This is a genomic window from Flavobacterium soyae (genome assembly GCF_021245985.1).
GTDB classification, from domain to species: Bacteria; Bacteroidota; Bacteroidia; order Flavobacteriales; family Flavobacteriaceae; genus Flavobacterium; species Flavobacterium soyae.
In genome coordinates this window covers 216842-239211 of sequence record NZ_JAJQXA010000002.1, presented here as the reverse complement: position 1 = coordinate 239211, position 22370 = coordinate 216842, and the positions used below count along the sequence as shown (strand labels likewise).

18 protein-coding genes are annotated in these 22370 nt (G+C 33.3%); 11 read left to right on the top strand and 7 right to left on the bottom strand.

Annotation, left to right across the window (positions count from 1 at the left end; genetic code table 11):
• Window positions 1–39: 39 nt before the first annotated feature.
• A complete protein-coding gene (locus LUU93_RS03550; RefSeq protein ID WP_232678364.1) occupies window positions 40–3135 on the bottom strand; it encodes an efflux RND transporter permease subunit in 3096 nt (1031 codons plus the stop codon).
• Between the two features lie 111 nt (window positions 3136–3246).
• A complete protein-coding gene (locus LUU93_RS03545) occupies window positions 3247–4305 on the bottom strand; it encodes an efflux RND transporter periplasmic adaptor subunit (protein ID WP_232678362.1) in 1059 nt (352 codons plus the stop codon).
• 573 nt (window positions 4306–4878) lie between these two features.
• Between LUU93_RS03545 and LUU93_RS03540 the strand changes: the two genes are divergently transcribed.
• The 3 genes from LUU93_RS03540 to LUU93_RS03530 all read left to right on the top strand — a co-directional run bounded on the left by LUU93_RS03540 (window position 4879) and on the right by LUU93_RS03530 (window position 7041).
• Window positions 4879–5478 (top strand): TlpA family protein disulfide reductase, encoded by a 600-nt coding sequence (locus LUU93_RS03540; protein ID WP_232678360.1) that lies wholly within the window; start codon window positions 4879–4881, stop codon window positions 5476–5478.
• A 31-nt stretch (window positions 5479–5509) separates the two neighbouring features.
• Window positions 5510–6364 (top strand): hypothetical protein, encoded by an 855-nt coding sequence (locus LUU93_RS03535; protein ID WP_232678358.1) that lies wholly within the window; start codon window positions 5510–5512, stop codon window positions 6362–6364.
• Between the two features lie 77 nt (window positions 6365–6441).
• Window positions 6442–7041 carry a PAS domain-containing protein gene (locus LUU93_RS03530; RefSeq protein ID WP_232678356.1) on the top strand — a complete coding sequence of 200 codons (600 nt, stop codon included), beginning with the start codon at window positions 6442–6444 and terminating at the stop codon, window positions 7039–7041.
• Between the two features lie 252 nt (window positions 7042–7293).
• Here the strand turns inward: LUU93_RS03530 and recG are convergent, their stop codons facing one another.
• Window positions 7294–9402 carry an ATP-dependent DNA helicase RecG gene (gene recG, locus LUU93_RS03525; RefSeq protein ID WP_232678354.1) on the bottom strand — a complete coding sequence of 703 codons (2109 nt, stop codon included), beginning with the start codon at window positions 9400–9402 and terminating at the stop codon, window positions 7294–7296.
• Window positions 9403–9625: 223 nt separating this feature from the next.
• Between recG and LUU93_RS03520 the strand changes: the two genes are divergently transcribed.
• Window positions 9626–10165, top strand: coding sequence for a DUF1697 domain-containing protein (locus LUU93_RS03520; protein WP_232678352.1), 540 nt, complete (start codon window positions 9626–9628; stop codon window positions 10163–10165).
• Window positions 10166–10252: 87 nt separating this feature from the next.
• Here LUU93_RS03520 and LUU93_RS03515 read toward each other — a convergent pair whose 3' ends face one another.
• A complete protein-coding gene (locus tag LUU93_RS03515; protein WP_232678350.1) occupies window positions 10253–10996 on the bottom strand; it encodes a Dph6-related ATP pyrophosphatase in 744 nt (247 codons plus the stop codon).
• Between the two features lie 88 nt (window positions 10997–11084).
• Here LUU93_RS03515 and LUU93_RS03510 point away from each other — a divergent pair, with 88 nt between their 5' ends.
• From LUU93_RS03510 to LUU93_RS03495, 4 genes are all read left to right on the top strand, one after another.
• A complete protein-coding gene (locus LUU93_RS03510) occupies window positions 11085–11918 on the top strand; it encodes a transposase (protein ID WP_232678348.1) in 834 nt (277 codons plus the stop codon).
• Complete coding sequence (locus LUU93_RS03505) at window positions 11915–13975, top strand: M1 family metallopeptidase (protein ID WP_232678346.1); 2061 nt, start codon at window positions 11915–11917, stop codon at window positions 13973–13975. Before LUU93_RS03510 ends, LUU93_RS03505 begins: the two co-directional genes overlap by 4 nt.
• Before the next feature lie 116 nt (window positions 13976–14091).
• Window positions 14092–14997 (top strand): patatin-like phospholipase family protein, encoded by a 906-nt coding sequence (locus LUU93_RS03500; protein WP_232678344.1) that lies wholly within the window; start codon window positions 14092–14094, stop codon window positions 14995–14997.
• 24 nt (window positions 14998–15021) lie between these two features.
• On the top strand, window positions 15022–15429 hold the full coding sequence (locus LUU93_RS03495) for a hypothetical protein (protein ID WP_232678341.1): 408 nt from the start codon (window positions 15022–15024) through the stop codon (window positions 15427–15429).
• Window positions 15430–15552: 123 nt separating this feature from the next.
• Here LUU93_RS03495 and LUU93_RS03490 read toward each other — a convergent pair whose 3' ends face one another.
• On the bottom strand, window positions 15553–16074 hold the full coding sequence (locus tag LUU93_RS03490) for a DUF7935 family protein (protein ID WP_232678339.1): 522 nt from the start codon (window positions 16072–16074) through the stop codon (window positions 15553–15555).
• A 115-nt stretch (window positions 16075–16189) separates the two neighbouring features.
• Between LUU93_RS03490 and LUU93_RS03485 the strand changes: the two genes are divergently transcribed.
• The 3 genes from LUU93_RS03485 to LUU93_RS03475 all read left to right on the top strand — a co-directional run bounded on the left by LUU93_RS03485 (window position 16190) and on the right by LUU93_RS03475 (window position 20284).
• Entirely contained in the window at window positions 16190–16957 is a 768-nt protein-coding gene (locus LUU93_RS03485; RefSeq protein ID WP_232678338.1) for a sulfite exporter TauE/SafE family protein, read from the top strand.
• Between the two features lie 220 nt (window positions 16958–17177).
• Entirely contained in the window at window positions 17178–19514 is a 2337-nt protein-coding gene (locus tag LUU93_RS03480) for an ATP-dependent helicase (RefSeq protein WP_232678336.1), read from the top strand.
• A gap of 149 nt (window positions 19515–19663) precedes the next feature.
• Window positions 19664–20284, top strand: coding sequence for an L-threonylcarbamoyladenylate synthase (locus LUU93_RS03475; protein WP_232678334.1), 621 nt, complete (start codon window positions 19664–19666; stop codon window positions 20282–20284).
• A 191-nt stretch (window positions 20285–20475) separates the two neighbouring features.
• Here LUU93_RS03475 and LUU93_RS03470 read toward each other — a convergent pair whose 3' ends face one another.
• Complete coding sequence (locus LUU93_RS03470) at window positions 20476–21309, bottom strand: OmpA/MotB family protein (protein ID WP_232678332.1); 834 nt, start codon at window positions 21307–21309, stop codon at window positions 20476–20478.
• 34 nt (window positions 21310–21343) lie between these two features.
• A complete protein-coding gene (locus LUU93_RS03465) occupies window positions 21344–22363 on the bottom strand; it encodes a glycosyltransferase family 2 protein (protein ID WP_232678330.1) in 1020 nt (339 codons plus the stop codon).
• Window positions 22364–22370: the final 7 nt, after the last annotated feature.

The following is a 22370-nucleotide window of genomic DNA, read 5'->3' as shown; positions in this document are numbered from 1 at the left end:
TTAATTTAATAAAATTCTGAATTCGAGGCTAATAAATATTTATTTACTTTCTTTTTCGTATTCGTCGATACGATCAAATTCAGGATAATGTTTTCTGGCTTTAGACCACATAAAATAAATAGCCGGAATAACAAAAAGGGTCAAAGCAAGGGAGAAAATTGTTCCTCCCACAATTACAACTCCCATACCAATTCTACTGGTAGAAGCGGCTCCAAGTGACATTGCAATTGGCAATGCACCTAATGCAATGGCTAAACTGGTCATCAAGATAGGGCGTAAACGTGCTTCTGATGCTTCGAGAATGGCTTCCATTTTTGGTTTGCCCTGTTCTCGTAACTGATTGGCAAATTCGACAATCAAAATACCGTTTTTTGTTACCAGACCAATAAGCATTACAGTTCCAATCTGGCTGAAAATATTCCAGGTCTGGTTGAATAACCAAAGTGAAAATAAAGCTCCCGCAACCGCCATTGGCACCGTTAATATGATAATAAACGGATCGATAAAACTTTCAAACTGTGCAGCTAGAATCAGGAAAATCAATAATAAAGCTAATCCAAATGCAAAAGAAGTATTTGAGCTGCTTTCGACAAAATCTCGCGATTCTCCACTTAAATCTGTTGTAAAACTGTCGTTTAAAACTTTAGTTTTAATTCTGTCCATTTCCTGAATACCATCATTGATGCTTTTTCCCGGTGCTAAACCTGCAGAAACAGTTGCAGACATATAACGGTTATTATGGTACAATTGCGGCGGATTACTCTGCTCTGCAACATTTACAACGTTATCCATTTGAATTAACTGCCCGCTTTTGTTCTTTACAAACATCGACGTTAAATCCAGAGGTTTTGATCTGTCTTTTTGATCAAACTGACCAATAACCTGATATTGTTTTCCGTTTTTAATGAAATACCCAAAACGCTGCCCGCTTAATGAAAGCTGTAAAGTCTGTGCAATATCTAAAATCGAAATACCTAAACTTTCTGCTTTTGCACGGTCAATACTTACGTTAATTTCAGGTTTGTTGAATTTTAAATTAACATCGGTAGTAGAGAAAACATCACTTTTGCCAACTTCATCCATAAAAACAGGAATTTTTTCTTTTAATCTTTCAAAATTCGGAGCCTGGATAATATATTGAATCGGCAGACCGCCGCGTCTGTTTACGGCAATTGTAGGCTGCTGTGTTACAGAAGTTTTAGCATTAGGATATTGTTTTGTCCATTTTGTTAATTCGTCAGCAATATCTTTTTGCGATTTTTTTCTTTCGTCGACATCCTTTAATGCAAGTCTGACCAATCCGCTGTTAACCGAATTTGAACTAAATCCAGGAGAAGTAATTACTAAACTCACTTTTTTCTCTGGAATAGAATCATCAATTAATTTTGAGATTTCCTGCATAAAGCGGTCTGTATATTCGTATGAAGATCCCTCGGGAGTTGTCATACGCATAGTTACAGCACTTCTGTCATCATAAGGAGCTGTTTCTTTTGGCAGAATGGTAAAGAACAAATAAATCAATCCAAAACAAACAATTAAAATTGGGAAACTAATCCATTTTTTGTCCATGAATTTAGTTAGAGCCTCAGCATAACCGCTGTTTAATTTTTCAAAGAAAGGCTCCGTTTTAGTATAAAATTTTGATTTTTTCTGTTCGCCGCCTTTCATTAAATAAGCATTTAACATTGGCGTTAAAGTCAATGATACGAAGGCAGAAATTAAAACGGCTGCACCAATTACAACACCAAATTCCCTAAAGAGCCGGCCCACGAAACCTTCTAAGAAAATTACCGGCAAAAATACCGCCGCAAGTGTTACCGAAATTGAAATTACGGCATAAAAAATCTCATTAGAACCTTTAATCGCAGCTTCGATTGGCGACATTCCTTCTTCAACTTTTTTAAAGATATTTTCGGTAACTACAATTCCGTCATCTACAACCAGACCTGTTGCTAAAACAATTGCTAATAATGTTAGGACATTAATTGAGAACCCAAAAAGCCACATGATAAAGAAAGTAGCAATCAATGAAACCGGAATATCAATTAAAGGCCTGAACGCAATTGCCCAGTCTCTAAAGAAAAGATAAATAATGATGATTACCAGAATAATCGAAATCCCTAAAGTTTCGGCAACTTCAAGTACCGATTTTTTTACGAAAATAGTATTGTCCAGCGCAATATTCAGTTTAATATCTTTTGGAAGATCCTTTTTAAGAGCTTCGTATTTTTTGTAAAATTCTTTCGAAATATCTAAGTAATTAGCTCCCGGCATTGGCACAATTGCCAAACCAATTAATGGAAGCCCTGACTGGCTTAGTTTTGTTTCTAAATTTTCAGGTCCTAATTCTGCGCCGCCCACATCGCTTAAACGAACGATTTTATCCCCGTCGGTACGAATAATAATATTGTTAAATTCTTCGGCTTTTGATAAGTTACCAATTGTTTTTACGGTTAATTCGGTATTGTTTCCAGTCAGTTTTCCCGAAGGTAATTCGACATTTTGTGCATTTAATGCATCGCGAACTTCGGCAACCGTACAGCCGTAGGCCGTTAATTTTACAGGATCGATCCATAAACGCATTGCGTAACGTTTTTGACCCCAAATCTGCACGCTGCTCACACCCGGAATTGTCTCTAATCGCTGAGAAATAACATTTTCAGCATAATCACTTAATTCTAAAGAACTTCTGGTGTCACTTTGAACAGTCATCGAAATAATAGCGTCACTATCGGCATCTGCTTTTGATACAACAGGAGCGGCATCAATATCCTGCGGTAAACTTCTAATGGCTTGTGAAACCTTATCACGAACGTCGTTTGCAGCTTCTTCTAAATCTTTATCAAGATTAAACTCAATGGTAATATTACTGCTTCCCTGATTACTTGAAGAAGTAATATTTCGTATTCCGTCAATAGCATTTACAGCTTTTTCAAGAGGTTCAGTAATCTGCGATTCTATAATGTCGGCGTTAGCACCTGTGTAACTTGTTCTGATAGAAACCTGCGCCGGGTCGATAGAAGGAAATTCCCGCACACCCAAAAATGTATAACCAATAAAACCGAATAATATGATTAATAAATTCAGTACAATGGTTAAAACAGGTCTTCTTATGCTTGTAGTTGATAAACTCATTTGTGATTTATTTTAGATTGTTGATTTTAGATTTCAGATTTATTGCTAAATCTTACCGCCATCTTTAAATCTATATTCAAGTCTTATGACTTTGGACTTTCGGCTTTATGACTATTTTACTTTTACTTTAATAGGTGCTTCATTTTTTAATGACATAACACCGCTTGTTATTAAAGTATCTCCGGCTTTTAATCCTGATAAAATCAAAATAGAAGCGTCAGTTCTTGTTGTTGCATCAACCATAACTTCTTTGGCTTTACCCATGTCTGCAATAAAAACTTTTTTACCGTCTTGTACAGGAACAATAGCCTGAGAAGGTACAACTATGGCATCTTTAATAATGTTTAATGGTAATTTTACATCGGCAAAAGTTCCCGGAAAAAGTTTTCCGTCAATATTATCTGCAATGGCACGAATTTGTAAAGTTCGCGTTGCAACTGCCACTTCTGGCTCAATTGCGTAAATTTTTGCTGAATAGGTTTTATCTGAACCAGAAACTGTAAAATCGATTGTTGAACCGGATTTTACCTGCGATGCATATTTCTCAGGAATTGAGAATGTGATTTTTAATTTTCCTGTGTTGACCAGTTTTGCTACTAAAACTGTTGGTGTAATATAGGTTCCTGGTGAAATAGAACGCAGACCCACTTTTCCTGAAAAAGGTGCTTTTACAGATGTTTTAGAAATTTGCGCTCTAATTAATTGACTTTGAGCCTGTGCCGAAGCATAATCTGCTCTTGCAACATCAGCTTCTTCCTGACTGATTGCTTCTTTTTGAAGTAAAAGTTTTGCTCTTCTTTCATTTTCTGCAGCTAAGCCTTCTTTGGTTACTGCTTGTCTTAATTGTGCTTTTAATTCGATGTCGTTTACTTTAAAAAGTATCTGACCTTTATTCACGTAACTTCCTTCATTAAAATAAATGCCTTCTACAATTCCCGAAACTTCACTGTGAATTTCAATTTGTTCGTTTGCTTCGATTGAACCTGATAAAGATAAGTTGTTATCAAATGTCGAAGTTTTAACTACAAGTCCAGTGACTGTTGTTGGTTTATCTTTGTCGCCAAATTTTTTTGATTCGTCATTTTTGCTTTTATTGGATATTATCCGATAGGTAATAAATCCTCCTAAAACGATGATTATCAAGGCGTAGATTAGGTGTTTTAATTTCATAAAATTTAGGTGAATGTTTTTTTGTTGTATTTTTTTTGCAGCTAACAAATTTAACTTTTTGTACTGAAACCAAAAGGTGTTAGCTTTTATTTAACACTTGGATTACTATAATTTCAAATCGCTTTTATGAGCTATAACTGCCAAAGTTTGCTTTTAGACTTCGCTTTTGAGAAAAGGTTTAAATATAAATGCTGCTTTTTTTTTAATAATTCTTAACAGCTTTGATAGTTTTTTATCTATATATCTTGTAATCAAACTGATATGTTTGTGTTTGGTATAAAAGTAAAATTTTATGTTTTAATTTTTATTTCCTTTCATCTCCAATGATTGCTCATACTTCATAATTTTTTTTCGCATTTGTCCGATTTTTTTTGCACTTTATCGAATTTATTTGTAACATTACTATGTTAAACAAAATGCCGGTTTTGCCAATAATAGGTATAAAATACTGTAAGATTATTTGCTTTAATAATAGGTTAGATGTAGTTTTTTAGGTTTTTTACAGAAATTATTTAATAATTATATTAACAAGTGTTTATATTTTTTGCTCTTAATTACTAAAAAAATAATAATATGAAGAAAAAAATACTCTTAGCTTTATGGTTTACACTTTTACTATTTTCAGTTGGTTATCTTTTTTGGCAGAATGAATTTAAATATAGTCTGCCAACGCCAATTCCGAAGAATTACCATGCTATCGCAATGGGTTCTAAAATTGATTTGTCACAATGCTGCGCATTTGATAACAAACCTGTTTTTTTTCATTTCTTTAATCCGGATTGTCCTTGTTCACGCTTCAATGTTCCGCATGTAAGTGATTTGATAAAGAAATATGGTGATAAAGTCAATTTTAAAATTGTTGTTTTAAACAAAAAGAAGACTTTTTCTATTGAAGAAATTCAGCAAAAGTTTGGAGCGCAGATTCCAGTTTATTTTGATGAAGGCATAGCTCAAAAATGCGGTGTGATTTCGACCCCGCAGGCTGTTCTTTTAGATGCCGGTCATAATTTATATTATCGTGGTAATTACAATAAAACTAGATATTGCACAGATGCTGATAGTAATTATGCCCAAATGGCGATCGATTCACTGTTAAAACAAAATATTTCGCCCTCATTTAATGCTTTAGCCCTCAAAGCTTACGGATGTTCATTACCAAATTGCACTAAATAAAATCTATCACTAACCTAAAAAATTTTAACCTATGAAAACAAAAGCCAGTTTAAATGAGCAAGATTATCTGCACAATTTTATGTCAACTATGACACAAAAATCAGATACTATTATTAATTATGTTCTCGCCGTTTATTTTCTCCTCGGAATCGGATTGTCCTTTAAATATGATACATTCGAAATAGGAGTGGGAGTTGGAACACTAAACCTTTTGGCATATTATTCGGCCAAGTTTTTTGTAAAGAATTCCAAATTTTATCAATACGTATTGTCGATTGTGCTGGCGATATTTATGGCACAGTATATTTATCAAATGCACGGTTTATTCGAAATGCATTTTACAGTTTTCATTGCCAGTACCATTTTAATTATTTATCAAAACTGGAAACTGCAGATTCCGTTAACACTTCTGGTTGTACTTCATCACGCCGGGCTGGCTTATTTGCAAAACTTTGTTTATAATGATGCAAACGGACTTCAGATTTATTTTTCTCAGGTAAATTTTGATTTAGAAACACTTATAATTCATACTGTATTGGCAGCTGTTGTATTTTTTATGAACGGATATTGGGCTTATTATTTTAAAGAACACAGCCACAATCATATTTCTAAAATTTCTGATGAATATGAATTAGAAAACATGAAACTGGCATCTGCAAAATATAGTTCACTGTCGGCTACAAAAGAATATAATGACTTTATTCACAGAACAACTTTAGATTTAAAACTTCCGGTAAATTCAGTTTTAAAGTTAATTGATGTTTCAAAAGGACATACTGATAATGATAAGCTTTTGACGTATTTGGAAATGATGCGTGAGAGCGCTAAAAAGATTGATGATTTAGTAAATGATATTCATGTAAAGTCTACTAATTCAAGAAATTAAATGTTGTAAAAACAACTTTAAACAAACATTTTTACACATACAAATACTATTGTTTATTAATTATTTAGTAGAAATTTATGGATACGAGATTTAACCGCCCAACGCCTTCTGACAGAGAAGTTGATTGGAATAAAAATAAAGTATTACTCAGTAAAACAGATAAAAACGGAACAATTCTGTATGCCAATGAAGATTTTATTGATGTCTCAGGGTATGATGAATTTGAACTTGTAGGGCAGCCTCATAATATTGTGAGGCATCCTGATATGCCAAAAGTGATTTTTAAATTCTTATGGGACAGTATAAAATCAAGTGAAAACATCCATGTTATCATAAAAAATATGGCAAAAACCGGCAGGTATTATTGGGTTGTAACCGATTTTAAAATTATTGCCGATGCTGATGGAGATATTGTAGGCTACTTTGGAACCAGAAAATCTGTTCCCGAACCTCTCATTACAAAATTTATTGAACCGCTGTACAAAAAACTCTTGCAGATTGAAGAAGCAAGTGGTTTAAATGCTTCTGAAGAATATTTGGTTGGCTTTTTAGAAGAACGTAAAAAAACATATATGGAATATGTCGATCATTTAATTGCTACAGGAAAGGATGATAAAAATAAAGTAAGCAAGGGCTTATTCAGCGGTTTATTCGAAAAAACTCCGCCCAAAAAATAGTTCAATAAAGTATGCTTCATTGTGTCGGCGCAATATTCAATCAAAAATTTGACCCCCAACAAATCTAATCACCTGAATATTTAAAAGTTATTAAAGTTTAGATGCAGTGGAGTGTATTTTTTTTGAAGGTTCAAAGTGACAAAGGGACAAAGGTTATTTTGGTTTCATAAGCCTTCGACTTCGTTCAGGATGACATTCGTCAAGTTAAAACCCCTGAACCTTTGTCACTTTGTATCTTTGTCACTTTGACCCTTACGAAATATAATTCCAAATATTTTTCTTCTTTGTTAATTCGATAAATACCATTTTTAAAATAGCATGTTCCGGTTTTTGTAAGGGAGCGTCTTCTTTTAAAATTTTCAGAGCATAATTTCTTGCCAAAGACAAAATTTCTTTGTCGCGAACAATATCAGCTATTTGCAGGTTTAAAACACCGCTTTGCTGCGTTCCCATTAAATCTCCGGGACCGCGGAGTTTTAGGTCAACTTCGGCAATTTCAAAACCATCGTTGGTCTGCACCATTGTTTCCATTCTCGTTTTACTGTCGGCGCTTAATTTATGGCTTGTCATTAAAATACAATAACTCTGTTCGGCACCACGGCCAACGCGTCCGCGTAACTGGTGCAATTGCGATAAACCAAAACGTTCGGCACTTTCGATAATCATAACACTGGCATTTGGAACATTTACACCAACTTCAATTACAGTGGTTGCCACCATAATATTGGTTTTCCCTTCAGAAAAGCGTTTCATTTCGGCATCTTTATCCGCAGGTTTCATTTTTCCGTGTAAAATTGAAATCGAATATTGTGGCAGCGGAAAATCCCTCGAAATACTTTCGTAACCGTCCATCAAATCTTTGTAATCCATTTTTTCAGATTCCTGAATTAATGGATACACAATATAAATCTGTCTTCCTTTGGCAATTTCATCGCGCAGGAATTTCCAGACTTTTAATCGGTTAGTGTCAAAACGATGCGCTGTTTCAATTGGTTTTCTTCCAGGTGGTAATTCATCGATAACAGAAATATCGAGATCGCCGTATAAACTCATAGCCAAAGTTCTCGGAATTGGCGTTGCCGTCATAACCAAAACATGCGGCGGAATATCATTTTTCTTCCACAATTTTGATCGCTGTTCAACACCAAAACGATGCTGTTCATCAATAACCGCCAAACCTAAACTTTGAAATTTTACTTTATCTTCTAACAAAGCATGAGTTCCAATTAAAATCTGCAGATTTCCATTTTCAAGTTCTTCATGAATAATTTTCCTTTCAGAAGTTTTAGTAGAACCTGTTAATATTTTGATATTGATGTTTAGTGTATTAGCAAATTTAGATAACCCGATAAAATGCTGATTTGCCAGAATTTCTGTCGGTGCCATTAAACAGGCCTGAAAACCATTATCGATTGCTAAAAGCATGCTCATAAAAGCTACAATCGTTTTTCCTGATCCAACATCTCCCTGAAGCAATCGGTTCATTTGGGCGTTGCTTCCCATATCTGAACGGATTTCTTTTATTACTCTTTTTTGAGCATTTGTCAGATCAAACGGAAGATGATTTTGATAAAAATCATTAAAAAATTCACCCACTTTTGTAAAAGGATGCCCTTTTATTTTATGTTTCCTGATTAAGTTTTTAGTTATTAATTGTAATTGAATAAAAAACAATTCTTCAAATTTTAATCGGAATTGGGCTTTTGCCAAAGCATCAGTACTTTTAGGGAAATGTATATTAAATAAAGCCGCTCTTTTAGGAATTAACTTTAATTCTTCAATTAAATATGCCGGAAAAGTTTCGGTAAACAAAGCCTGAGTTTCAATAAATAATTGTTCCATTATTTTATTGATCGTTCTGTTTGAAATTCCGCGGTTTGTCAGTGTTTCTGTAGAAGGATAAACCGGCTGCATGGCAGAACGAAGGCTTTTTTCATGTTCGCTCAACAATTCAATCTCCGGATGCGCCATACTAAATTGACTTCCGTACAAAGAGCATTTTCCAAAAATAACGAGCTGTTCGTTGAGTTTTAAGCTTTCGCGAATCCATTTATGTCCCTGAAACCAGTTTAGTTCAATCATTCCTGTATCATCAACAAAACTTGCGACTAGGCGCTTTTTGTTTTTGGCAAATTCAACCGTTTTTATGTTGATGATTTTTCCAATAATCTGAACCTCTGCTCCCGTATTTTGCAGTTCATTAATCTTATAATAACGAGTCCTGTCGATATATCGGTTTGGATAAAAATTGACTAAATCTCCGTATTTATGAATTCCTAATTCCTTACGAAGCAATTGACCGCGGCTTGGGCCAACACCTTTTAAGTATTCGATAGGAGTTTCAAGGAGATTGTTAGACATTTATTAATTTTAGATTTTAGAGTTTTGACTTTAGATTTTGGAATTGGAATTTCTATTTTGGGATTTAATTTGAAAAGCGAAGATAAATTTTAATTAGGAATTTTGAAAGTCTGAAATAATTGCTGATAGCTGTTTTTTGATGACAAAGGCAGAATTCATGTTGTGGAGAAAAATTGGTGAAGACGAATAGTTTTAATATTATCTTTGATTAAAATTTTAAAAAATGACGACACATTTAGCTCTTCTTCGCGGTATCAACGTTTCGGGCCATAATATGATGAAAATGGACGCTTTGAAAACAATGCTGGAAAATATTGGCTTTCAAAATGTTCGAACATATCTGCAGTCCGGAAATGTTTTTGTTGATAGTGAAGATGATGCTGCAAAAGTGGGTTTTATAATCAAACAGGAAATTTTTAAGGTTTTTGGACATGAAGTTCCTGCAATTGTGATTTCAAAAAAAGATTTAGAGCTGAGTCTTGCAAACAATCCATTTTTAAAGGAAAAAGATATTGATGCCAAAAAGTTGTATGTAGTTTTTGTTGCTATTGCCTTAAAGAAAGAAAGCATACATGATTTAAAAATCAGTCAGTTTAAACCAGATGAAGCAAGCATTGATGAAAACAGGATTTACATTAAATACGCCATTGGTGCAGGAAAAACTAGACTTGAACTGAAATACATAGAGAAAAAACTGAATGTAATAGGAACAATGCGAAACCTGAATACGGTTACGAATTTATTATCAATGTACAACGAATAGTTTTTGCCGCGAATTACACAAATTTCCACGAATTGATTTGTGGAAATTTGTGTAATTCGCGGCAAACTATTATGCTCAGCCTGACAATTACTTAGGGATTAGGTCACAATACCAAAATCCAAAATCAAAAGCATCTGCAGTATTTGTGTCACAGGCTTTATTTGAAGAATCCTGAGTTTTTGGTTTTTCATATTTTCGATAAACAATTTCACCAATTTCAAAATCAATAGGTTTAGAAAAAATTGGCCCATCAAAAGTAAAAGTGTGAAACTCTCCGTTTTCACCGCAAACATCAACGTTTTTAGGTAAATCATTTATAAAGTCCTGATCGATAATTCGACCGACAAAACTTTTATCCAAATATCTTTCGTTTACACAAACAACAATTGTTTTAAAACCAAGCGAAATAAATTCCTGAATTAAATCGAGAGATGGAATTTTCCAAATAGGGAAAACGCCTTCAAAGCCTATTCTCGCTAATTGTTCTTCACGATATTTTCGTAAATCTTCCAGAAAAATATCTCCAAAAACAGAGTACATAATTCCTTGATTTTTTAATTCCGTCAAAGTTTCTGTCATTACGGTTTCGTAAACTTCCATTGTTGGCATTTCTGGAACCTGCATGATTTTTAATGGAATTCTGATGCTTTCTGCCTGCGCCTGCAATAATTCAACACGAACGCCATGCATTGAAATTCGCTGATATTGCTGATTCACGCTTGTTAATAAACATTCAATTTTAAATTCAGGATTTTGAAGAATCTTGTATAATGTTAGGGCAGAATCTTTTCCGCTGCTCCAGTTAAATAAGGCTTTTTTTGTTGTAGGCACGTTTGGTTATTTTTGTATGGTAAACTTACAAATTTCATTCGATTTGTTGGTGGAACCTTTGTAACTTTGAGTTTTTATACGCCAATTGATGACATTATATAAGAACAAATTAAAAATCGATTCCAATCGATTAAAGGATTGGGATTATTCAAGTGAAGCAGTTTATTTCATTACGATGGTTACAAAAGATAGAGAATGTATTTTTGGATCTATTGAAGATGGAAAAATGATTTTAAATGAAAATGGAAAGATTGTAGAGAATGAGCTTTTGAAATCGATAAAGATTCGTAAAAATTGGTTTTTTCATAATTGGATTGTTATGCCAAATCATATTCATTTATTAATTGAAATTCAAGGAAATACATCGTATATTGAACCGTCACAGATTACAACGTCGTGTATTAACACGTCGTGTATTGTAGAGACGCACAGCAGTGCGTCTACGTCCGGCATATCCACAACGAATGAAATCCAATCTTTGTCGACACACTTTGCGGAGACGCACTGCTGTGCGTCTCTACAGAACCAATCTTTGTCGAAATCATCAAACGAATCGAATTTAAACGTACCAATTAAAACGTCGCATATTGTAGAGACGCACAGCAGTGCGTCTACGTCCGGCATATCCACAACGAATGAAACGCAATCTTTGTCGACAAACTTTGCGGAGACGCACTGCTGTGCGTCTCTACAGAACCAATCGTTGCAGACATTTTCTCGTAAACCCAATTCCATTTCATCATTTGTTGCTGTTTTTAAATCGATTACGACGAAACAAATCAGTGGTTTTGAATCAATTTGGCAGCCAAACTATCACGATCATATTGTTAGGAATTACAAAACATTTGAAATAATTTATGATTATATTAAAAATAATCCAATATCTTGGGAGACAGATTCTATAAATTCACAATTGCAATGAAATGCATTTTCTTTTTTATAACCACTTTCATTTTTGCACAGCAAACCAAATATGTTGATTTTAAATCGGTTTCGGGACAATTAAATATCGTTGATTCTCAAAAAATAATTTACGGACAAGCAGATTATGATTTTGAGGTTTTGCAGCCTATTGATACCATAAAAATCGATGCCAAAAACATGCAGTTTACAAATGTTCAAATTGATGGAAAAGATGTAATTTTTATTAATACAAACAAAGAATTACAAATAATTAACAATTTTCAGAAAGGAAATAATCATCTGACTTTCAGTTACAACGTAAAACCAAAACAAGCCTTGTATTTTGTAAATATTGAAAATGACGATATTCAAATCTGGACGCAGGGACAGGGAAGATACACCAGCAACTGGTTTCCGAGTTTTGATGATGTGAACGAAAAAGTAATTTTCAATCTCGGAATTACTTATAAAAAAGAATATCAGGTTGTTTCAAACGGAGTTTTAAAAAGCAAAACCGAGAAAGATAATCTGGTACATTGGCAATACCAAATGGAAAACCCGATGAGTTCTTATTTACTGGTGCTTTCTATTGGAAAATATGATAAAAAACAATTTACATCTAAATCTAAAATTCCGTTAGAATATTATATTGAAAACAAAGATGAATCGCGCTTTGAACCAACATATCGTTATTCGAAGCGAATTTTTGATTTCCTGGAAAAAGAGATTGGAGTGAAATATCCGTGGAAAGTTTTCAGACAGATTCCGGTCCGCGATTTTTTATACGGCGGAATGGAAAATACGACAGCTACACTTTTTACCACACGTTATGTAGTTGATGATATTGGTTTTATAGATCGAAATTATACTAATGTTGATGCACACGAATTGGCACATCATTGGTTTGGAGATTTAATTACAGCCGAAAGCAGTACGCATCATTGGCTTCAGGAGGGTTTTGCAACTTATTATGCATTATTGGCTGAAAGAAACATTTTTGGAGATGATTATTTTTATGCCAAATTATATGATACGGCACAGCAGATAAAATTTGCCTCAAGAACAGACACTATTCCAGTTTTAAATGGAAAAGCCAGTTCGCTCACTTTTTATGAAAAAGGTGCGTGGGCACTTTTCGTTTTACATGAATCTGTTGGAGATAAGGCTTTTAAAAAAGCGGTAAAAAGTTATTTGAAAAAATACGCATTCAAGAATGTAAACACACAGAATTTCTTTGACGAAATTAAAAAGGTTTCCAATTTTGATTTGGTTCAGTTTCAGAAAACCTGGTTGGAATCTACAGCATTTGATACGCCGACAGCCAATGCTTTATTAAGTAAAAACAATGCAATTAAAGTGCGTTTAGAAGTAGATAAATTAAAGAAAACGCCTTTGAAAGAAAAGCTTGATTTCTTTGTTAAAACAATAGATTCAGACATTCATCATTCAGTAAAAGAAGCAGTTATTTCACAATTGCAAACTGAAAAATACGAAGACAAGAAAGGATTATTATTGAAAGCACTGCATCAAAATAATGTGCAGCTTCGCCAGACTTTAGCAGAAACTTTATCAAAAATCCCGGAAGATTTCAGGACAGAATATGAAACGCTGCTTGATGATAAATCATACCAAACAAAGGAAGTTGCATTATTCTATTTATGGAATAACTTCCCGAATCATAGAAAAGGATATCTTGATAAATCGAAAAACTGGATTGGTTTTAACGATTATAATCTTCGTGCATTGTGGCTTTCGCTTGCTTTATCTACACCGGATTACAGCAATAATCCTGAGGAATTAATAAATGAATTAATTGATTTTTCCACAACAAAATATGAAGCGACTACACGTCAGAATGCATTAGAAAAATTAATTACTTTTAAGTTTATTAATGATGATGTTTTAACCAATTTAGTTAACGCTACAACGCACCATATGTGGCAGTTTTCAAAATTTGGAAGAGATTCGATCAGGGTTTTGTTAAAAAATTCAGAAATGCGTGCTTCATTTAGTAGAATTTTACCTAATTTGACACCCGATGAACAGTTTCAATTGAATCGTTTATTAAAAGAATAGAACATAGAGAATAGATTAAAAAAATAGATTAAAGAAAATAGATTTCTAGGTTGAGTCTATATTCTGTTTTCTTTCCTCTATTCTCTAACCAAAAAACAAAACCTACTTTATATTTTATGAGAGCATTAGTTATTTCTGGTGGTGGAAGTAAAGGCGCCTTTGCTGGAGGAGTTGCACAGTATTTAATTGAAGAAAAACGACATGAATACGATTTATTTATAGGAACATCTACAGGAAGTTTACTTATTCCGCATTTAGCTCTCGGTCATATCAAAAAAATACATTCTGTTTATACAAATGTTACGATGTCAAGTATTTTTAATATCTGCCCATTTGTAGTAAAAGTAAAAGAAGGAGTAGATATCGTTACAATTAATCACTTTAATGTACTTCGTCAGTTTTTTAAAGGAAAGAGAACTTTTGGCGAAAGCAAAGGTTTAAAGAGATATATTCAGAATAATTTTTCTCTCTCTGATTTCAATAAACTAAAAAAAATGAATAATGATGTAATTATTACAGTTACCAATTTTACTAAAAACGAATCAGAATACAAATCGGTTAAAGATTGTTCTTATGAAGAGTTTTGCGAATGGTCGTGGATTTCCAGTAATTATGTTCCGTTTATGAGTTTGGTTTCAAAAAATAATTGCGAATATGGTGATGGTGGATTCTCGAGTTTGGTTCCAATTCGAGAAGCTATTAATCGCGGCGCCACAGAAATCGATGTTATTATTTTAGAAACAGAGGTAAATACAGGTAAAACGGTTATTGGTAAAAACCCATTTTCATTAATGATTGATTTGTTTAGAATTGCTTTAGATCAAGTAGAAAAACATGATATTGCTATAGGAAAACTTATGGCAAATACTAAAGATGTGAAGCTTAACTTATATTATACTCCAACTAAATTGACAGATAACGCTTTGATTTTCAATAAAGAAATTATGAAAGTATGGTGGAAACAAGGTTACGAATATGCTCAGAATAAGTCTGAAGTTATGAGTGATAATAAGATAGCTTGATTAAGATAAATAACAAAAAATAAAATGAGCCAATTTAGATATAGCATCTGTGAACCAACAAATCCAAATATTATTGAAAAAGGAAAAATAGATTCTTCAGAAATATTGGAATTAGTTAATAATTTTCCGTGGAAGAAATATTTGCATGAAATGGAAAATATAAAAGATCCTTATTATTCACCTTCACTTGAATTTGAAAATTTGAATAATAAAAACGGTTTATCAATTTCTGCTGTAGGTACATATGAGAAATTTGAATTTTATGTATTTTTCAAAAGACCAAAAATGCAAAAGACCTGGTTTGGTTTAAGTGAAAAATTGAACAATAATTATACTTCGGAATTGCTTGATCAAAATGAAGAAAAAACTATGGAAATAGTAAAAGCTTTAGTTAATGATGATTTAAATTTTCTGGAACGTAAATTCAAATAAACTAAACAGAATATTTTAGAAGAAGGAATAAATAAAGAACCATTTATTCTTTAAAGTTATTTTAGATTTTAGATTGAAAGCTCATAAATCTGAACTCAGTAACCTAAAATCTAAAATCATTTTTTACCAAAGTTCTGCAACTTCGTTTTTAATATAACCTAAAGCAGCATTACTTGGAGATTGTTTCTCTAATAATTCATTCAAAATAACTTCACGAAGTTTATCTGCGCTGTCAACACGGTCGCTCATGGCAGCTTTACGAATCATTTGAATTGTTGAGTTTTTTGCAGTTGTAATAATAGTCCAACATTCATCAGACATATAAATTTGCTGTGTTAAATTGTGCTCAAATTCTTGTTCGATTTGGTCGATTACAAAGTTTTCATAATCATGTTTATCGTGTGAAATAGGAGTGATTCTGATTAATAATTTTGTCAAATTGATACGCTCTAAAAATAAAGTCATACGTTCGTAAGCTTGCAAACGTATCGGAAGTGATTCTTTATGAGCTTGTCTGCTTAACAAAAAAGCACGCTTTTTATCATTGTTTTTAATATGCAGTTCAAAAAAACTGTAGGCTACAAATCCGGTAACAATTGCAGGTAAAGTATAACTCGCTAATTCTATAATTCTTGTAAAATCCATTTGGGTAAATTTTTTTAGCAAAAATATACTTTTTGACGAGAAATCCACTTTAAATTTACGCGAATAAACAAATTGTAAAACTTACTTTTGCAACTTGTTTTTTAATACACTTTTAATGGATTCATACATAATATTTTTTCTTTGCCTGGCAGCTTTTGCGGCAGGATTTATTGATGCAATTGTGGGCGGCGGCGGACTTATCCAAACACCAATGGGATTAATTTTATTGCCAAATCAGCCGGTTTCAACAGTTATTGGAACTTTAAAAATTCCAGCTTTTAGCGGAACAGCTTTTGCAGCTTTTCAATATCTTAAAAAAGTAGTTATTCAATGGAAATTGCTTTTGATTATGATGTGTTTAGCAGTTCCATCTGCTTTTTTAGGTTCTACTATTTTGACACTTGTAAGCAATGATTTTATGAAACCGCTTTTGCTTGTTGTTTTATCATTGCTATTTATATATACTTACGCAAAGAAAAATTTCGGACAGCATGTTGCCAAAGATCATTCTGCAGCAACACAAATAATTTATGCGGTTGTCATTAGTATAATTGTTGGTTTCTACGACGGATTTATTGGCCCCGGAACAGGAAGCTTCTTTGTGGTTGCTTTTATTGCGCTTTTAGGTTTTGATTTTTTGCACGCTTCTGCGAACGCTAAAATGGTAAATCTGGCAACGAATTTCGGTTCGATCTGTTTATTTATGATTAAAGGAAAAATCATCTGGACAATTGCAATCCCGATGGCAATAAGCAACGGACTTGGCGGCTGGCTTGGCGCAAAACTGGCAATTAACAAAGGAAATGGCTTTATTAGGATTTTCTTTTTGGTTGTGGTTGTAGGGACTTTGATCCGATTTGCTTACGACGTTTTCTACAAATAGTTTTTTAAACCATATAAGTGATATAAGAAATTATAAGCTGTGCCTCAATAAGTTTAAATTTTTAAATCATATAAGTGTTACTGGCTTTGTTTAAGTCACAGAATTAAATGAACTTATATGACTTATATGGTTCAAAAAAAACTTAGCAACATAGAACCTCAGAATCTTAGTAGCTTATTAAAACTATAATTCTTATTTTTGCATAAAGGAGAAAAATTACATGCAGAAATATATTGACCAGCTCAACGAAGCACAAAGACAACCCGTTCTGCAAAAAGACGGGCCAATGATTATTATTGCTGGTGCAGGTTCGGGAAAAACCCGTGTTTTAACAATTAGAATTGCTTATTTGATGGCTCAGGGTGTTGATGCATTCAACATTTTGTCGCTTACTTTTACCAATAAAGCAGCCCGTGAAATGAAACACAGGATTTCGGATATTGTGGGGGCATCTGAAGCAAAAAACCTTTGGATGGGAACTTTTCACTCTATTTTTGCCCGTATTCTTCGCTCAGAATCAGATCATTTAGGTTATCCATCAAATTTTACAATTTACGATTCTCAGGATTCGGCCAGACTGATTTCTTCTATTATTAAAGAAATGCAGCTGGATCGTGATATCTACAAACCAAAACAGATATTAGGCCGTATATCCAGTTATAAAAACAGCTTAATTACAGTAAAAGCATATTTCAATAATCCAGAATTAATCGAGGCTGATGCAATGGCAAAAAGACCAAGATTAGGAGAAATTTATCAGCAGTATGTAGAACGTTGTTTTAAGGCTGGAGCAATGGATTTTGATGATTTATTGCTGAAAACAAATGAGTTACTGACTCGTTTTCCAGAGGTTTTAGCAAAATATCAGGATCGTTTTCGCTATATTCTGGTTGATGAGTACCAAGATACGAATCACTCTCAGTATTTGATTGTTAGGGCTTTGTCTGATAGATTTCAGAATATTTGTGTGGTTGGAGATGATGCACAGAGTATTTATGCCTTCCGTGGAGCGAATATCAATAATATCCTGAATTTCCAAAAGGATTATGAAGGCGTAGTAATGTATCGTTTAGAGCAGAATTACCGTTCGACCCGAAATATTGTGGAAGCAGCAAACACCATAATGGAGCATAACAAAACCAAACTAGATAAAGTAGTTTGGACGGCGAATGAATTTGGCCCAAAAATTAAAATACATAGAAGCTTAACAGATGCCGAAGAAGGCCGTTTTGTAGCGAGTACGATTTTTGAACAGAAAATGCAGAACCAGCTTCATAATGGATCTTTTGCGATTTTATACCGTACTAATGCTCAGTCGCGTGCGATGGAGGATGCATTGAGAAAGCGTGATATTCCGTATAGAATTTATGGTGGATTGTCTTTCTATCAGCGTAAGGAAATTAAAGACGTTTTGTGTTATTTACGTTTGGTAATTAATCCAAAAGATGAAGAAGCATTGATTCGTGTAATCAATTATCCGGCACGTGGAATTGGAGATACAACGGTCGAAAAACTAACTATTGCTGCCAATCATTATAAACGTTCGATTTGGGAAGTAATGGTGAATATTGATAAAATTGACCTAAAACTGAATGCGGGTACAAAAAATAAATTGAAAGATTTTGTAACGATGATTCAGAGTTTTCAGGTTATTGATCAAAATCAGGATGCATTTTATATTACAGACCACGTTGCAAAGAAAACTGGTTTGGTTCAGGAATTAAAGAAAGATGCAACTCCTGAAGGAATGGCAAAAATTCAAAATATCGAAGAACTTTTAAACGGTATTAAAGATTTTACAGAAGGACAAAAAGAGATTGACGGTGCAAGAGGGGCTTTATCTGAATTTATGGAAGATGTGGCACTTGCAACAGATTTAGATAAAGATACAACAGATGAAGATCGTGTGGCGTTGATGACGATTCACTTAGCAAAAGGATTAGAGTTTCCTCATGTTTTTGTGGTGGGTATGGAAGAAGATTTGTTTCCTAGTGCGATGAGTATGAGTACCAGAAGTGAACTTGAAGAAGAACGTCGTTTATTTTATGTAGCTTTAACTCGTGCAGAACATCAGGCGTATTTGACTTATGCTCAGTCACGTTACCGTTGGGGAAAATTGACAGATAGTGAACCATCTCGTTTTATTGAAGAAATTGACGGACAATATTTAGAATACCTAACTCCATCAGAAAGTAATTACCGTTACAAATCACCAATTGACGGAGATATTTTTGGAGACATTGATAAATCAAAATTGCGATTAGCAAAACCAGTGGGTGGAACGCCGCCAAAACATATTACAGATAATAACCCGAAACCGGATTTAAACATTCGTAAATTAAAACCTGTTTCAGGAAATGCACCGGTAAGTTCTAGCACTAATTTGTTTGACAGTAAATTAACGGTGGGAAATGTGGTAATGCACGAACGTTTCGGAAAAGGAGAAGTGATTAATTTAGAAGGAGTTGGAGCTGATAAAAAAGCCGAAATTAAATTTGAAGTCGGCGGAATTAAGAAATTGCTGCTAAGATTTGCTAAATTAGATGTTGTAGGATAAGAATATTTGTTTCAAGTTTTGAAAACATTTGTCGCCCTGAGCGAAGTCGAAGGGCGCTCCAATTGGACGCGGGCTTCGACTTCGTTCAGCCTGACAGCAGAGAACTTGAAACCTGAAACAAAATCAAAACTTTAAACAAAAAAACAAAAATGGCTGAATTCATAAAAATATATCCAGATAAACCTAGCGAAGCTGCAATTGCAAAAGTTGTAAAAGTGCTTCAAAATGGCGGTTTGGTAATTTATCCAACAGATACTGTTTACGGTTTAGGCTGTGATATTACCAATTCGAGGGCTTTAGAAAGAATTGCAAAAATAAAAGGAGTTAAATTAGAGAAAGCAAATTTCTCTTTCATTTGTCATGATCTAAGCAATTTGTCAGATTATGTGCGCCAGATTGATACTTCGACTTTTAAAATATTAAAAAGAGCTTTGCCAGGACCTTATACTTTTATTTTACCGGGAAATAATAATCTGCCTAAAGAGTTTAAAAAGAAAACGACTGTTGGTATTCGTGTTCCGGATAATAATATTGTTTTAGAAATCGTTCGCCAGTTAGGAAATCCAATAGTTTCGACTTCGATTCGTGATGAAGATGACGTAATTGAGTACACTACAGATCCTGAATTGATTTTTGAAAAATGGCAGAATTTAGTCGATATGGTAATTGATGGCGGTTATGGAGATAATATTCCATCAACAATTATAGATTTATCAGAGCATGAGCCGGTTATTGTAAGGGAAGGGAAAGGTGATATTGATATTTTGTAAAAAAATACTTAAATCATGTAAAAGTTAAAAAAAATATAACTAACTTTAGGATAGTTAAAATTTAGTTAGTTAATAAAAATAATGCTGTCCTTGATTTCTTTTAATTGGTTGTTAAAAAAAAATTAAGGAAACAAAAAAAAAAGCAGGTCAATCGACCTGCTTTTTCTGTATATAAAGTATGTTACTTTAAATTATTTTGCCTGTTTTTTCATTTCTTTCTCGATCATATCGTAGAACTGATCAATTTTAGGCATAACAACGATACGGGTTCTTCTGTTACGTGCTTTGTTTTCTGGAGAATCATTTGCAACTAATGGTACGTAAGAACTTCTACCAGCAGCAATTAATCTTGCAGGGCTAACATTTAAGTCATTTGTTAAGACACGAACGATAGAAGTAGAACGTTTAACACTTAAATCCCAGTTGTCTAGCAAAATTCCGTTGCTTTTGTATGGAACATCATCAGTATGTCCTTCAACCATACATTCAAAATCAGGTTTGTCATTTACTACTTTTGCAACTTTTGCCAAAACAGTTTTAGCTTTATCGCTTACGTCATAACTTCCGCTTTTAAATAACAATTTATCAGCGATAGAGATAAATACAACTCCTTTTTCAACATTGATTTCGATATCTGGATCGTTGATTCCAACAGCACCTTTTAAACTTGTAACTAATGCTAATGTTACACTGTCTTTTTTAGTAAGTGCATCTTGAAGTCTGGATATTTTTAGATCTTTCTCTTTTAAACTTTCTAAAGATTTTTCAAGGTTTTCTGCACCTTTAGTAGTTAAAACTGTTAAATCTTTAGAGCTGTTAATTAAGTCTTGATTGTGTTGTTTATAACTTTCAGCTGTTGCTGCTAATCCTGCTTTTTCTTCCAGACAAGAATTTAATTTAACTGTGCAAGAGTTTAATAAATCTTGTGTCTCTTTTTGCTTAGCTTCTAATGCAGCATATTGCTTTTTCGATACACACGAAGTTAAAGCCATTAATACTGATAGTGCGATAACTATTTTTCTCATAGGTATTATATTTAATTAAACGTTGATTACAAATTTAGTTTTTAATATTTTGATTACTGTTAAAGATTTCTTTAAAAACCCCTAATTTCTTTATATAATAGAGGAAAACGATACTTTTTACAGTATAGTATTGCTGTATTTGAAAATCTTTTCGTTTGCTTAGATATTTTAAAGATAGGCAATAAAATGAAAAATGCGCCTTTAAAATTGCAAAAGTATGTCCAAATTTTCCTTGAGTAAGAAAACGGATACCAGCAACTCCATCTAAAATCATTCGGAAGAAAATTACAAAGAACAATTCTTTTTTAGGAAGATTTTTGACAAGCATTAACAATGAATTCCTAAAGTTTAAATATGTTTTTTTAGGATTTCCCTGCTGCAAAGTTGCTCCTCCAACATGATAAACAACTGATTTTGAATTGTATTTTATTGTATGCCCTTCATTTGCTGCACGCCAGCACAAATCAATTTCTTCCTGATGCGCAAAAAAAGTTTCATCAAAACCTCCTAGAGCATGATAAACTTCTTTTCTAATAAAGAAACAAGCACCAGATGCCCAAAAAAGTTTACAGTTGTCATTATATTGACCGTTGTCTTTTTCGATAGTATCAAAAATTCTGCCTCGGCAAAATGGGAAACCGTATTTATCAATAAACCCGCCGGCTGCTCCGGCATATTCAAAATATTCCTTATTTTTAAAATCAAGAATTTTTGGCTGAATTATAGCGGTTTCTTTTTCTTTATCGAAAGTTTCGATAATAGGTTTCAGCCAATTTTCGGTTACTTCAATATCAGAATTAATTAAGGCATAAATTTCGGCATCTACACTTTGAAGGGCTTCATTATAACCTTTTGCAAAACCGTAATTACCAGTATTTTGTATTATTTTTATTGAGGGAAAATTTTCTCTTACAAAATTTACAGAAGTATCTGTTGATGCATTATCAGCTACATAAATGGTGGCTTCTTCTGAATATTGTAAAACAGAAGGTAAAAATTGTTCTAACAATTTAACTCCGTTCCAATTTAAAATGACAACTGCTATTTTATCCAAAAGTGTT

Coding starts and splice junctions, on each gene's coding strand:
- LUU93_RS03550 (WP_232678364.1), bottom strand. CDS start 3,135: ATGAGTTTATCAACTACAAGCATAAGAAGACCTGTTTTAACCATTGTA.
- LUU93_RS03545 (WP_232678362.1), bottom strand. CDS start 4,305: ATGAAATTAAAACACCTAATCTACGCCTTGATAATCATCGTTTTAGGA.
- LUU93_RS03540 (WP_232678360.1), top strand. CDS start 4,879: ATGAAGAAAAAAATACTCTTAGCTTTATGGTTTACACTTTTACTATTT.
- LUU93_RS03535 (WP_232678358.1), top strand. CDS start 5,510: ATGAAAACAAAAGCCAGTTTAAATGAGCAAGATTATCTGCACAATTTT.
- LUU93_RS03530 (WP_232678356.1), top strand. CDS start 6,442: ATGGATACGAGATTTAACCGCCCAACGCCTTCTGACAGAGAAGTTGAT.
- recG (WP_232678354.1), bottom strand. CDS start 9,402: ATGTCTAACAATCTCCTTGAAACTCCTATCGAATACTTAAAAGGTGTT.
- LUU93_RS03520 (WP_232678352.1), top strand. CDS start 9,626: ATGACGACACATTTAGCTCTTCTTCGCGGTATCAACGTTTCGGGCCAT.
- LUU93_RS03510 (WP_232678348.1), top strand. CDS start 11,085: ATGACATTATATAAGAACAAATTAAAAATCGATTCCAATCGATTAAAG.
- LUU93_RS03505 (WP_232678346.1), top strand. CDS start 11,915: ATGAAATGCATTTTCTTTTTTATAACCACTTTCATTTTTGCACAGCAA.
- LUU93_RS03500 (WP_232678344.1), top strand. CDS start 14,092: ATGAGAGCATTAGTTATTTCTGGTGGTGGAAGTAAAGGCGCCTTTGCT.
- LUU93_RS03495 (WP_232678341.1), top strand. CDS start 15,022: ATGAGCCAATTTAGATATAGCATCTGTGAACCAACAAATCCAAATATT.
- LUU93_RS03490 (WP_232678339.1), bottom strand. CDS start 16,074: ATGGATTTTACAAGAATTATAGAATTAGCGAGTTATACTTTACCTGCA.
- LUU93_RS03485 (WP_232678338.1), top strand. CDS start 16,190: ATGGATTCATACATAATATTTTTTCTTTGCCTGGCAGCTTTTGCGGCA.
- LUU93_RS03480 (WP_232678336.1), top strand. CDS start 17,178: ATGCAGAAATATATTGACCAGCTCAACGAAGCACAAAGACAACCCGTT.
- LUU93_RS03475 (WP_232678334.1), top strand. CDS start 19,664: ATGGCTGAATTCATAAAAATATATCCAGATAAACCTAGCGAAGCTGCA.
- LUU93_RS03470 (WP_232678332.1), bottom strand. CDS start 21,309: ATGAGAAAAATAGTTATCGCACTATCAGTATTAATGGCTTTAACTTCG.